Here is a 13,403-nt window from a genome sequence, read left to right as displayed (position 1 = left end):
TAAATGCTGCAAAGAGCTAAACAGTAAATAAGATAGTCATTAAAATGTATGAATTTTGAGCTGAGGATAAGTGAGTAAAACAGAAAGTTAGATGATGATTATCATGATGGGGTGAGCTGGAACGCGCGATGTGCTTTTAACATCAATTCCATTAAATGGGAGATGAGCCAGACCTGAATCTGGCTCATAGAGAAGATTAACAGCCGTACGTTTTTGCTATGTAGTCTTCAAACTGCTTGCACATCAGCTCATCGGATGTAGCGTTGTCAGCTAAGCAATCAGCACCATCAACAATACTGATCTTTGCATTCAACGGTGCGGCATCGGGTCGTTCACGGGAGTTTAAATCAGTAATCTTTTGTTTCTGAATTTCCCACGTTTGCTCGGCGGTGAGGCTACATGCCTCGGCAAGATATTTGGCATTGAAGCCTTCCCCCGTCAGACTCTTGATGGTGTCATTGTGAGACAAGTGATTGCCTGCACGCCAATAATGCTCTGCCAGCAAAGGGCCAATTTCAGGGTTGTCAGTCAGGTACCCAAACCTGTTGAGGAAGTAAGCGCGTGTCTGATAGACGGCCATGTTGGCAAGCAAGTAACCGTGATAAGCACAGGACGCTTCGTCAGAAAGTAAATGAGGAATCGCCATCAATGGGCGAGGGCTGCATTCTAGTCCCAGAATCTGCTTTTCACACTGACGAGCCAATGCTGTAATGTGTTCTGCCGTCAGTTCCTCATCGCTAAGCTGATACAAGGCTCGCTCAAAGTAAGGCACCACCAAAATGCTACGTTCCTGATACGCTTTAAACGGCTGGCTGCTATTGATCATCGATTGAATGAGCTCGTCTGGAACTGGATTTCCATTCGCATCCAGAGCGTATTGTTTCAGCCAGTCAGCATCATTCAGCAGGCTGTCACAGAACATGGATTGAGTTTCGGCATAAGCCATGGACGTCGGTGCAAACTCCTGAGAAAAACAAGGTGAGTTCATCTTGACGTTAGCAAAGTGGGCGGCATGTCCCCCTTCATGGAAAAGGGTGTTGATGCCATCATAACCGCTGCCGATCTGATCAGGCTTTGCGTTACTGGTGAAATTGACCTTGGCTGCTATCCATCGCCCGTCGTCATAAAACGAAGGTATCGGGCCGTGGCAAAAACCGTTTTGGTATTTACCTTGACGATCCAGCAAGTCCAGAGTGAGTTCTGCACCAGAGTAATCAATGTTCAGCCGGCCAAAAGATTCTACCCAGCGTCTGAGTGACTTGGAAAACGGAACGTATGGATCCAACTCACGCATCGAATCGCCAGAAAAAGAGTAATTGAAGTTGTAACCTGTGAGCGCATTTTGGCCTTTCTCACTGGCGAGTTTATCTAAGCTGGTGAGATTAACTTGTCTGGTCCGCTGCTCGAAATCATCCAGAATGGTAAACAACTCAGTGGTGGTCATTTTTTCGTTTTTCAGTACTGAGTAATCGAAGAAATTATCGTACCCCAACGAGCGGGCAAACTGGTTACGCAGTTTGACTAAATCGATAAAGCCATTGCCAAGTAACCATTGCTCAAGATCTAACAATGTTTGATGTGCTGACTGGCGCACGGCTTCATTATCGTTTGCCATTATGGTTGAGCGTAGTGCTGGTAAAGAGGCGTCAACTTGTTCTCCTTCTTCGTTGACGTAAACCAGTGCATGATTTTGTTTTTTCTCAAATAGTTCCGTTTCAAATGCTATCAGTTCTGTCTTGAGTGCCTGAGCTTTATCTCCTTCGATAGCGTGTGAGCGGAAAGTGGCTAGCCAGCCTTCAAGCCCTATCTGAGTTTGTTTACGCTTTTCTAAGTCGGCTATTTCATTGAGCGTGCTGAGCTGTTGTTCGATGTCAGAAATCTGATCGGCATTACTCAGGAAGTGAGTCCATGCGGTTTGCGCAGTGGCAAAACGATCATGTTCGTTACTGATCCCCATGTAGGTGTCCCAGAACAAATCTTCTTTGGTACGATGAACGTCTAGGTAACGCTGGTTAAGATCTTTGAGGTATTGAGTTGCAGTCATTTCAGTCCATAAAATGGTGGTGTGAAGCACTATTATGGCATGACTTATATAATGAAATTAGTTACATACGTGGCGTTTTTGATGTTTTCTCAATACCGAGCTCTGAGCGAGTTTACGTTTAACACTCGCCAACGTACTGTGCGGTGATTTCCTCCATAAAGTTGAGCATGGCTTTTAAACGAGGAGAATGAGTGGTTTTGCTAGCGTAAACGGCTGAAATATTCACATGCGGTAAAACGTTAAGTTCATGGGCGATTTGCACTAGCTTGCCGTCACGACATAATTGACGGCAGTAAATGTCAGGTAGCAGGGAAACGCCACTACCAGATGCGACCATATCTCGCACCAGAAGAACATCATCCAGTTGGTTGGCATGTTTAAATTCTATGGTTTGTTTACTGCCATCAGTCATTGTTGAGTACAGCACCGACTGGTTATTCTCCTGCTCGTGATAAAAACTGACGTGCTGTTGCAAAGTCTCCAACGTAGCCGATTGGAGCTCTGGATTCGCCAGCAAGTATTCAGGTGTGCAGAACCAGAGTAATTTCACAACAGTGAGCCTTTTGGCATAAAAACCAGAAGGGGCTAAATCACCGAGCTGAATCGCGAGATCAAGTTTGTCTTCCAGTAAGTGAGCACGGTGCGACATGCTGCGAATAGATAGCTGTATATCGGGGTAACGTTCGGTGAAGGCCTTAAGGTTAGGTGACAATATTTCCCGAGAAAAGGCGAACGTAGTGGCGATGCGGAGAGTGCCGCATAGACTTTGCGATGGAACTTGCTCTTTGATTGCAGACAGGTTCTGCATCAGCGGCTTAAGTTGATTGTATAGCTGTTCTCCGTCTGAGGTCAGGTTCAGATGTCGGCTGTTTCTCTCAAGCAGTTTAATATTCAACGACTCTTCCAATCTGTTTATGGCTCGGCTGACACTGGATTTTTGATTGCCAAGCCTTTTTGCTGCTTTTGAAACGCTGCCAGTTTCTGTGACGGCAATAAATATCGGAAGATCGTTTAGGTTCCAGTCCATACTATCTGCTTTCTCTCTCAATTTGATTCTTTAATAACACATTGAAACCTATATCCAAAGCAACGCTGTGTTGCCAATTTTGCGCTATTTGGCTTGAGTGAAAACTTCTAACCTTTGGCCTATGTCAGCCCTACTTAAGGCCAATAATGAAAACCTCATCAGTTCCTAACTTAACCCGAGCCTGTTTACTACTTGGTAGCAGCTTACTCGTCATGGCCAATGCTGCGATTGCGCCGTCTTTGACTGAACTAAACCATGTGTTTGATGACCCGTTCGGCGTTTCACTGTTAATGACGCTTCCCTCCATTGCGGTCATTGGCTTTGCGCCATTTGTGAGTCGTATGATTGACCACTTGGGGGAGAAGAAAAGCTTAATGTTAGGGCTTGGATTTTATGGAGTCGCGGGTAGTAGTGGCTTGTGGCTGGATTCATTAGCAGCGTTGCTTGTTGGAAGAGTCATTTTCGGGGCAAGTATCGTCATCTGCATGACGGTTATCAACCAGTTGATTAGCGACTACTTTTCAGGTCAGGAAAGAGTGCATTTCATCTCTCAACAGGCCATTGCGGTAAACCTTGGAGGGATTGCTTTTGTCGTTGCCAGCGGTTGGTTAGCCTCTTTGCATTGGCGACTGCCTTTTACTATTTACCTGATTGCTTTGCTGACACTCGCACTGTCGTTAAAAGGAATTCCCTCAAGTAAAAAAGTGCGTACTCAATTTCGGCCTAAACTGGGCTGGTTGGGCTTTAGGTCGGTTTTGCCGTTTTATCTACTTGGGTGTGTGGGTATGTTGTCATACTACCTAGTATTGCTTGGCTTACCTTATCTATTGAAAACGTCTCAAAGTTTCAACAGCTCTGAAACGGGGTTGGCGATGGGGGCGATGAGTCTGTTGTCAGCCTTCGTAGCGTATTTCTTTAGACATGGCGTCATCAACTATGGTGAGAAACTTGTCATGGCACTTTGTCTCATGTGTTTCACCACCTCATTTTGGGCGTTGTCGCAAACACAATATGATTGGCGCGCGTACATAGTATTAGTCAGCACAGGTATTGGGTTTGGATTATTGCTGCCAGTGCTCACTCACCTGATTATTCAGACGAGCATACCAGCGCTGAGAACATCCGTGCTGAGCGGTTTTGTGATGTTCTATTTTCTGGGGCAGGCGTTGAGCGCCTTCGTGCTCGATTTGCAAAACCTGTTTGGTACAGAGCGTTTTTTCCTATTGCTGGGTAGTTTAATTGGTGTGGTAAGCCTATTGTGCTTCAAGTTCGTCCCTGACCTCAGAGAGACGGTTGTGGAGGAAGTGGCATGAATTTCCGCGTGATTGACTCAGCAGGTGTGCCTCAAGCAATGAAAGACTTGGGCTCACTGACACAGATTTTGCGTTCTGCGAGTGAAGATTTCCTGATTCAACCGTTACGTGTGGTCAGTCAAAGCCCGATTTACACTCGGGAAGTGATACTGTGTGATGGCGCTTTGCCTTTGGTTTGGGCCAAATCAACTTTGTTTTCTAAACATGAAAAGACAGTCGCTGCGTATTGCGGCTTGGAAGGTCAATCATTGGGAGAGCAACTGCTTTTCTCCTATCAATCGGTTAAGCGTAGCCCTTATCAATTTATTGAGTGTTCACTTCCTACAATTGAATATTCGAAGCAGTGTGGACTCATTCAAAACCAAGGTCGTATCTCAAGGTTTACATGGCAAGAGCATGACTCGATTCTGGTTTTGATCGAAGTGTTCTATCAGCAGGCACTGAAAATGATCGATACAACTCAGTCGTTGGGAGATTGAAACTTCAACAACGTGGCTGAAATATGTGCTTACAGTGAGAGACAAAGAGCTAACTGAAAACAGTCTAGCGATAAAATGTCGTGAGGAGGGGACAATTACTCAGGTAGCTGTTGATGAACTCATTGTTTATCTCAAGGAAAAACTAAGACAGTCACACCAGAAAGGGGGCTGTTCGGAGGCGACATTTTCTTTGGCTTAGTCTTGTTAGACGATTGTGAGAGATCAGGTAGGCCTGCGGGCCTACCTATGTGTTATTGAACTTAGGCTTCAACGCCTAGCTTTTTCCCCATTCGGTATAAATTGCCGCGATCCATTTGTAGAAACTCCGCCGCTTTAGACCAAGTACGGTTCGATTTTTTCAGTGCGTGAACAATGAGGTCTTTCTGGTAAGATTCGACGAGATCTCTCATTCCTTGGCTACTTTGCGGCAGGTAGTGTGATGTGCTTTTTACATCCGTATTCTCAAAACCGCCGTCAAAGTGATTGAGGTGAATAATCTGCTGTTGCTCCTGAATGGCTCTTAACGCTGCGCGGGTTAGTGTATGTTCCAGTTCTCGTACATTACCGGGCCAGTTCTGTTTTTCCAAAAGCACCAAGGCTTTGGGGTGTAAATGCAAGTTAGGGATGTTGAACTGGCTACGGACTTTTTCCAGAAGATAGCCTGCAAGAACAGGAATATCACCCTCGCGCTTACGTAGCGCTGGAACGGAAATCGGGAACACATTTAGACGGTGGAATAAGTCGGCGCGAAATTGCCCTTGCTCGACTTCATTTTCAAGTAAACGGTTCGTCGCAGCAATAATTCTTACATTGACCAGTAAATGCTTGTCACTACCGACACGCTGCAGCTCACCTTGCTGAATCACACGCAGCAGTTTTGCTTGCAGAACTAAAGGTAGCTCTCCCAATTCATCAAGAAAAATGGTACCACCATCGGCCAGCTCGAATTTACCTGCTCGTGAGCTGTTGGCACCGGTGAATGCCCCTTTGACATGGCCGAATAGCTCACTTTCTGCCAAGCCTTCGGGTAAAGCGGCGCAGTTGACGTAAATCATTGGTTTGTCTCGGCGGCTTGATTGCGCATGGACACTGTGAGCCACTAACTCTTTCCCTACACCCGTTTCACCTGTGATTAGAACGGCATAATCTGATTGAGCGACGGTGGCAATATTGGTTCTAAGCTGTTGAATTTGAGGGCTAAGACCGACCATCTCACCCTGTTTTGAGCGAGCTTGCTGAATCAGGGTTTGGGTGACAGAGCGCTGTTTGCGATTTTGGGCTTTGAGCGCTTTAATTTGGCCAATATTGCGTAACGTGGCAGCCGCCAGTGCTGCGAATGTCTCAATGGTCATTGGCTCTATGGCATCAAACGCGCCGATGTTGAGAGAATCAAGAGTCAGTATGCCGACCAGTTGCCCATCCACGTATAAGCTGCAACCGAGGCAGTCATGCACATCTAGCTCAGCTTCTTCACTGAGTAGTACACCACTAAAGGGATCAGGTAGATCACAATCGGCGCTAAACCGAACCGGTTGCTTGCTTGCCATGATTGCTTCCAGCCTCGGGTGCGCTTGAGGAAAGAACCGTCGACCGAGGACGCTGGTGGACAAGCCTTTCACCGCAACGGGGGTGAGAAATCCATCCTGATCCAAAATGAATAGTGCGCTGGCATCGCATGGAAATACCCGATCAATACCATCAATCAAATGCTGATACTGGGCTTCGCTGTTGAGGTTAGAGCTCAGGTTGAGGGCTATTTCCAATAGCACCTGATTCATTTTTGCATCCATAGCTGACTTCGGTAGTGAACGACGTCAGCCATGCTATCAGCGCGTTGTCGTTTTCACATCGTCACAAAGGATAGAAACGCCATACGTTTGATTAAGGTCAATTTCTCTCTCAGTTTTGACCAAACTGCGCTCTGTACTTCTGCGGTGAAACGCCCACCAAGCGGCGAAAATGATGGCGCATGGTGACGGCGTTATCAAACCCTGCTTGGTTAGCCAATTGTTCGATTGGTAGGGACTCGGTTTCCAGCAACCCTTTTGCCCTTTCGATGCGCTGTTGGATTAGCCATTCTTTAGGGGAAAGGCTGAAACTGGCGCGAAATTTACGATCAAAAGTACGTCGAGACATGCTGGCTTGTTGAGCCCAGTCTTCGACAGTGATTGCTTTATCCAGATTCGCAGACGCCCAGGCGATAGCTTGTGAAAATGTGCCCGGAACTTTGAGCATGGGTGTTTCAACAAACTGCGCTTGTCCGCCTGTTCGGTGGGAAGATATGACCAGCCTTTTCGCGACCTGATTGGCAATCTGATAGCCATAATCGTGACGGATAATCGCCAGACCAAGGTCGAGAGCAGATGCACTTCCGGCCGAACACCCAATCTGCCCGTCCAATACGTAAAGTACATCTTTCTGGTATTCGACATCGGGGAACTGCTCACGAAATGCGTTTTCATACATCCAGTGTGTGGTGGCTTTACGTCCTTTAAGCAGTCCGAGTTTCCCAAGTAAAAAAGAGCCTGAACAGAGCGACAAAACGCGTTTACCATCAGCGACAAACTGACGAATCTCGCGCTGAATCAGGGGAGGAATCGCGTAGTCTCCAGTCGGCCAGCCGGGAATGATCAATGTGTGGTAACTCTTTAAACTCTCTACGAATTTCGTCCTGAGAGTAACACCGCCTGTGCTGTCAAAATCTTTATTCTCCATATTAATGATCTCGCAGTCATACCAAGGATCGAACTCTGGTCGAGGCAAGGCAAACAGTTCCGCAGCGCAGGACATTTCAAACAAGGTGATGTGAGAGTGGGCAAGAATGGCAACTTTGATCATCTGGAAACTCGTTAGTGAGCAATAGTCTTTGGCTGATTATTATCGAATATTGACTTTTAGGCCAGTGTTGAGTTGCTCATTTCAACGCAATAATGATTCAAAAGACAAACAAGGAGACGTTATGACAAGTGCAGTAACTAGAGTTCCAGCCGCCAGTAGTGAGCGCGCGTTGGCGCATTTCAGTCGGCTATTGGAGTTTGAGACAGACTGCTGGGATGTTCATCATGCCATCAGCAATGATCGTATGGATTTTGTGTTGCTTGATGTCAGAGGAGAAGAGCTGTTTGCGCAAGGACACGTGAAGGGAGCGATTAACATTCCTCACCCGAGGTTGAATGAAAAGGGCCTGAGTGCCTTTCCACCAGATGCACAGTTTGTGGTGTATTGTGCGGGGCCACACTGTAATGGCACCGAGAAGGCGGCGATTCGTTTGGCAAAACTTGGTAGATCTGTGAAAAAAATGATTGGGGGAGTCACTGGCTGGCTTGATGAAGGGTTTGAGCTGGTTAAACAGGAGGTTGAAACATGCGTTTAATTGTTGGAACAGATTCTACGTGGTCTTTGCGCGCTTGGATATGTGCTTATATTGCTGGAATAGAGATGGAAACTCAGGTGATCGATCTAACGAAACCTGAGGCGAAAGAACAGCTTAAACTGATGTCTCCGACAGGGCTCGTACCAGCACTCACTACGGATAACAACTGTGTAATCCATGATTCGCTTGCTATTAGTGAGTATTTAAACGAGCTATCGGGAGGGAAATTGTTACCTCAAAGCGAGTCTCAACGAGCAGAAGCACGGAGTTTATGCAGTGAAATGCACTCAGGCTTTGTTGCATTGAGAACGTATTGTTCGTTTACTCTGGATAAACCGGATGTTGACCCACTTCCTATGCAAGAACTGTCCTCTGATCTTACGCGTATCAACACCATTTTTGTCAAGGCTCGGTTGCCGTTTATGTACGATGAGCCAACCATGGTTGACGCCTTCTATGCGATATTAGCTTACCGGCTTGAGAGTTACGGCCTTTCTCTTCAAGGCAAAGCGGCGGACTACCAAAGAAGCTTGCTTGAGTGGCACGGATTGACCAGTGCGATTGAAGCCGCCACAGAGTGGCGTAACGGGTGATTGAGGAATTTACAATGACTCTATGACTAACATGCATAGAGTCATTGTGAAAATGTCATTTGAGTCATAACGAGAGGCTCAATACACTTCGCGCTCTTTATTTTCTTGCTGAGACTATGAATCATGTTTTCTCAATCACTTTTTGCTCAGCTTGTGAGAATGACTGTATTGCTTTGCCTAACTCTGTTGGCCGTTCATCAGTCCCCACGTCTTATGGAATTGTTAGCCGAGCAGGCCATCAATAGCGGTTGCCACCAGCAAAGCCACGATATGTCCGGTGACCATTCTCATCATCACCATCATTAGGGTAAGTTCATGAGCATTTTCCGTTTTCCAGCAATGGTCTGGTTAGGCATCGCCATTCTGGTTATCTGCCTGGGTATCAGGCAATCATTTGGCATCTTCATGATGCCAGTTTCCGATTACTTTCACACAGGACGTGAATTTTTCAGCTTTGCTATTGCGCTGCAAAATTTGTTGTTTGGTGTCTTTCAGCCGTTTGTCGGTATGGCTGCCGACCGGTTTGGTGCTAAACGCATCATCATTGCAGGTGCTATCGCGTATGGCGTCGGCCTGTATTTGACCTCTATCGCTGTCGAACCTTCAACACTTTATTGGACACTTGGTGTTCTCGTTGGTTTGGGCCTGAGCGCAACCAGCTATGTCATTGTCCTTGGTGCTGTTGCTAAAGTTGTCCCTGCGGAGCACGCAGCAAAAGCGTTTGGCTTGACCACTGCTGCAGGCTCCTTTGGTATGTTTGCTACGATTCCCGGAGCGCAGATGCTGCTGAGTGATTTGGGGTGGCAAGGGGCATTACAGAGCTTCGCTATTCTCTGCTCAACAATGATTGCATTTGCATTGTTTATGCGAGCGCCGAAAACAACGGCCAGCCAAGGAAACTCTGTCAGTGAAACAAAGGAAGATCATTTAACGCTTAAGCAGGCGTTAAGAGAGGCGTTTTCTCATAGAGGCTATTGGCTGATCCATCTTGGTTTCTTCGTTTGCGGCTTCCATGTGATGTTCATTGCGACGCACCTACCTAGCTATTTAGCAGACAAACAGTTACCAGCATCAACGGCTGCGATGGCACTCGCCTACGTCGGGGTTTTCAATATCTTCGGCTCTTACTTTTGGGGAGTGATGGGTGATAAATTCAGCAAACGCCATGTGATGTCGGCTCTGTATCTGATGCGTACCATGGTGATTGGCGCATTTGTGACGTTGCCAGTCACAGAGCATACAGCGGCGATATTTGGTGCGGCCATTGGTTTTTGTTGGCTAGGTACGGTGCCATTGACGTCTGGCTTAGTGAGGCAGATCTTTGGTGCTAAGTATCTGTCGACGCTTTATGGGCTGGTCTTTTTCACACATCAGGTCGGTAGCTTCTTAGGCGCTTGGGCTGGTGGCCGTATTTACGATTACTACGGTTCTTATGAGCCCATTTGGTGGTCGACGGTTGTTCTCGCGTTTGCTGCGGTGATTATTCACCTACCAATCAACGACAAGCCTGTTCGACGCTTTGCAGTAGCGTAATAAATTTATTCGCCACAAGTCTTAGTTCCTGTTTTTCACGTACTAACGTGAAAGAGAAAAGTCAGGAGCTGAGACTTGAAACAAAAAGTTGGTCTTTACTGGTTCACTTGCGATCTTCGCATCCAAGATAACCCATTGCTATGGCAGGCGAGTTGCGAAGTTGACAGCCTGCTTTGCGTCTATTGCTTGCCTCAAATGGACAGATATCTGGTTCGTTATTCACAAGAGCAGAGTTTAGGCTCTGAGAGATTGGCATTTCTGCAACAATCCGTGGCCTGTTTATCGCAGTCTCTCGAAAACATGGGCCAGAAATTGCTCGTTTTTGATGACCGTCCCCTGGATGTTCTCAATCGTTTTATCCAAGATTACGGCGTCACGCATTTTTACTGTGATCTTTTTTCCGGTGTCAATGAGCAAAGCGTAGTCGATAGGTTGTCTCAGCTACACTCGGATCTCACCTGCATTCAAGAGCCAGTTAACACACTCTTCAGCCAACGCCTTCTCCCTTTTACGTTAGGTGAATTGCCAAGCACTTTTACTCAATTCAGAAAGCAAGTCGAGCACCTTCCTATCGGTGTAGATTCAAGCCTGTCTGCATTGCCAGAACCACCTGCGCAGGTAATCAGCACATTAAACATGGAAGAGGTATCGTGTCAGCTATTCGCTGGCGGAGAAACTTTAGGGCTTGCTCACTGTTCAGGTTACTTTGCTACATCTTTAGCAAGTCACTACAAACAAACTCGCAACGAGCTTGATGGTTTTGACTTTTCTACTAAGTTTTCTCCGTGGCTAGCCGTAGGATGCCTGAGTCCGAAGAGGATCTTTGTATTGCTTCAAGAGTATGAGCAGAGGGAGGGGGCAAATGACTCAACATACTGGATTTTCTTTGAGCTGTTGTGGCGTGAGTATTTCCATTGGTACGGAAAACTATGGGGAAGACGTCTGTTTAAGTTTTCCGGCTTGAAAGATGCTACACCATTGACAAGTTTTTACAGCTACCGTTTTCAGCAATGGAAGCATGGTGAAACTCAATACCCAATCGTCAATGCTTGCATGAATCAGCTTAAAGCGACGGGCTACATGTCCAATAGAGGCAGGCAGCTCGTAGCAAGTTGTTTGATTCATGAACTTGGTTTGGATTGGCGCTACGGGGCCGCCTACTTCGAGACTCAACTCGTTGATTATGATGTCGCTTCGAACTGGGGGAACTGGCAATATTTGGCGGGCGTGGGTGCGGATCCTAGAGATTCTCGTCGTTTTAATTTAGCGAAACAAACGGAAATGTACGATCCAGATAAGGTTTTCATAGAGCGGTGGCATGGAAACAAAGTGATTATACCAAGTGATCATGTTGATATGGTCGACTGGCCACTCTCTTGTTTAAAAGGGGATGAGTAAGATGACGTTTAACACTATCCGCCTTATTCTCGGCGATCAGCTCAATATGCGTCACTCTTGGTTTAAAGAGTCAGACAAATCAGTGTTGTACTTGATTGCAGAGCTCCATCCAGAGGCAACTTATGTTAGGCATCACATACAAAAGGTGTGTGCATTTTTCGCTGCAATGCAGGCCTTTGCGCATGAGCTTCAGCAAGATGGGCACGAAGTGTTGCATCTCAATCTGGACCAAACTTTGGAATTTTCTGATGTCTCGCAACTCGTTCATCACTATGTCAAAAAGTTTGGTGCAACAGTGTTCGAGTATCAAAGACCAGATGAGTTTCGTTTAGCAACGCTCCTCGATGAAATAGAGATACAAGGCTGCCGTATTCAACGTACAGAGTGTGAACACTTCCTTCTTCCTTTTGAGCAGATTGAGCAGCACTTTCCTCAAGGAAAGCACATTATGATGGAGCACTTCTATCGTAAAATGCGAAAAAATTTCAGCATCTTAATGGATGATGGAAAACCTAAAGGTGGAAAGTGGAATTACGATGCGAACAATCGCAACAAACTCAAAGCAGCGGATATAGATCGTTTGCCGACCCCTCTAATGTTTGGTAATGATGTCACCGAGATAAGAGCGTCGCTTGAGCGGCACAATATCAGCACCATAGGGCAACTTGAAGGCCCGTTGTTATGGCCGATTAACCGCAATCAAAGTCTGACATTGCTTGCCCACTTTTGCTCCGTATGCCTACCTAACTTTGGTCGGTTTCAAGATGCAATGACGCAGGCGCATGAATCAAAATGGTCGCTTTACCATAGTCGATTGTCCTTCGCCTTAAACAGCAAAATGCTTCACCCTCTCGAAGTCATTGATAGTGCGTTGTCAGCGTATGAGTCAAACCCAGACATTGATATTTCTCAGGCAGAAGGCTTTATACGTCAAATACTCGGTTGGAGGGAATACATCCGAGGCGTGTATTGGGCCAATATGCCAGATTATGCTGAGCACAACCACTTCGACGCTAAACGCCACTTGCCTGAGTATTTTTGGTCTGGAGAGACGAAGATGGCATGTATGAAGGAAGCCATCGGGCAGTCGTTGGATTTTGCCTATGCGCATCATATTCAAAGACTCATGGTGACGGGCAACTTTTGTTTGTTAACAGAGATTGATCCAGCCCAGGTTGATGAATGGTATCTCGGTATCTATGTGGATGCGATTGAATGGGTAGAAATGCCTAACACCCGAGGTATGGCTCTGTTCGCGGATGGAGGCATTGTGGGAACTAAACCTTATGCTGCGAGTGGCTCGTACATCAATCGAATGAGTGACTACTGCAAAAGGTGCCATTATAACCATAGTGAAAAAACGCAGGACAACGCATGCCCGTTGAATAGCTTGTATTGGCGCTTCATGCATAAACACAGAGAAATGCTAACGCAGAACCCACGTATTGGCGTTATTTATCGATCTTGGGACAATCTTGATGACCATGCACAAAGTGAGATTTTGCAAAAGGCAGAGTATTATTTGGAGCATATTGAAGCCTTGTAATTCAATCTCTAGCGTGGTGGAAAATAAAAACGTGCCAGAAGGTATTTTTGGGACCGCTTGAGAACAAATTAGATTATGATGAAGACCTTTGTTCCCA

Annotated in this window: 12 protein-coding genes; 8 read left to right on the top strand and 4 right to left on the bottom strand. The window is 46.3% G+C overall.

Annotated elements, in window-relative coordinates:
• Positions 1-196: 196 nt before the first annotated feature.
• Together VIC_RS17970 and VIC_RS17965 are read right to left on the bottom strand one after the other, a co-directional pair.
• Complete coding sequence (locus VIC_RS17970; RefSeq protein ID WP_006961521.1) at positions 197-2,044, bottom strand: M3 family metallopeptidase; 1,848 nt, start codon at positions 2,042-2,044, stop codon at positions 197-199.
• A gap of 118 nt (positions 2,045-2,162) precedes the next feature.
• On the bottom strand, positions 2,163-3,071 hold the full coding sequence (locus VIC_RS17965) for a LysR family transcriptional regulator (RefSeq protein ID WP_006961520.1): 909 nt from the start codon (positions 3,069-3,071) through the stop codon (positions 2,163-2,165).
• 146 nt (positions 3,072-3,217) lie between these two features.
• Here VIC_RS17965 and VIC_RS17960 point away from each other — a divergent pair, with 146 nt between their 5' ends.
• A complete protein-coding gene (locus VIC_RS17960) occupies positions 3,218-4,384 on the top strand; it encodes an MFS transporter (protein ID WP_006961519.1) in 1,167 nt (388 codons plus the stop codon).
• On the top strand, positions 4,381-4,863 hold the full coding sequence (locus VIC_RS17955) for a chorismate--pyruvate lyase family protein (RefSeq protein ID WP_006961518.1): 483 nt from the start codon (positions 4,381-4,383) through the stop codon (positions 4,861-4,863). The genes VIC_RS17960 and VIC_RS17955 overlap by 4 nt, the downstream gene beginning before the upstream one ends.
• 260 nt (positions 4,864-5,123) lie before the next feature.
• Here the strand turns inward: VIC_RS17955 and norR are convergent, their stop codons facing one another.
• Positions 5,124-6,653, bottom strand: coding sequence for a nitric oxide reductase transcriptional regulator NorR (gene norR, locus VIC_RS17950; RefSeq protein WP_039952174.1), 1,530 nt, complete (start codon positions 6,651-6,653; stop codon positions 5,124-5,126).
• A 109-nt stretch (positions 6,654-6,762) separates the two neighbouring features.
• Positions 6,763-7,701, bottom strand: coding sequence for a helix-turn-helix domain-containing protein (locus tag VIC_RS17945; RefSeq protein ID WP_006961516.1), 939 nt, complete (start codon positions 7,699-7,701; stop codon positions 6,763-6,765).
• Between the two features lie 121 nt (positions 7,702-7,822).
• Between VIC_RS17945 and VIC_RS17940 the strand changes: the two genes are divergently transcribed.
• The 6 genes from VIC_RS17940 to VIC_RS17920 all read left to right on the top strand — a co-directional run bounded on the left by VIC_RS17940 (position 7,823) and on the right by VIC_RS17920 (position 13,306).
• Positions 7,823-8,236 (top strand): rhodanese-like domain-containing protein, encoded by a 414-nt coding sequence (locus VIC_RS17940; protein WP_006961515.1) that lies wholly within the window; start codon positions 7,823-7,825, stop codon positions 8,234-8,236.
• On the top strand, positions 8,227-8,829 hold the full coding sequence (locus VIC_RS17935; protein ID WP_039952172.1) for a glutathione S-transferase N-terminal domain-containing protein: 603 nt from the start codon (positions 8,227-8,229) through the stop codon (positions 8,827-8,829). Before VIC_RS17940 ends, VIC_RS17935 begins: the two co-directional genes overlap by 10 nt.
• A 123-nt stretch (positions 8,830-8,952) precedes the next feature.
• Positions 8,953-9,135: a hypothetical protein gene (locus VIC_RS26365; RefSeq protein WP_006961513.1), complete on the top strand. Its 183-nt coding sequence runs from the start codon at positions 8,953-8,955 to the stop codon at positions 9,133-9,135.
• A gap of 9 nt (positions 9,136-9,144) precedes the next feature.
• The gene (locus VIC_RS17930) at positions 9,145-10,362 is read left to right on the top strand and encodes an MFS transporter (protein WP_006961512.1); all 1,218 of its coding nucleotides are present in this window, start codon (positions 9,145-9,147) and stop codon (positions 10,360-10,362) included.
• 75 nt (positions 10,363-10,437) lie between these two features.
• Positions 10,438-11,760: a DASH family cryptochrome gene (locus VIC_RS17925; protein WP_006961511.1), complete on the top strand. Its 1,323-nt coding sequence runs from the start codon at positions 10,438-10,440 to the stop codon at positions 11,758-11,760.
• Between the two features lies 1 nt (position 11,761).
• Positions 11,762-13,306: a cryptochrome/photolyase family protein gene (locus VIC_RS17920; RefSeq protein WP_006961510.1), complete on the top strand. Its 1,545-nt coding sequence runs from the start codon at positions 11,762-11,764 to the stop codon at positions 13,304-13,306.
• The last annotated feature ends 97 nt before the right edge of the window (positions 13,307-13,403 follow it).

The organism is Vibrio coralliilyticus ATCC BAA-450, assembly GCF_000176135.1.
GTDB lineage: Bacteria > Pseudomonadota > Gammaproteobacteria > Enterobacterales > Vibrionaceae > Vibrio > Vibrio coralliilyticus.
The sequence above is the reverse complement of the archived record's forward strand: the minus strand, read 5'-3'. Positions and strand labels throughout refer to the sequence as shown.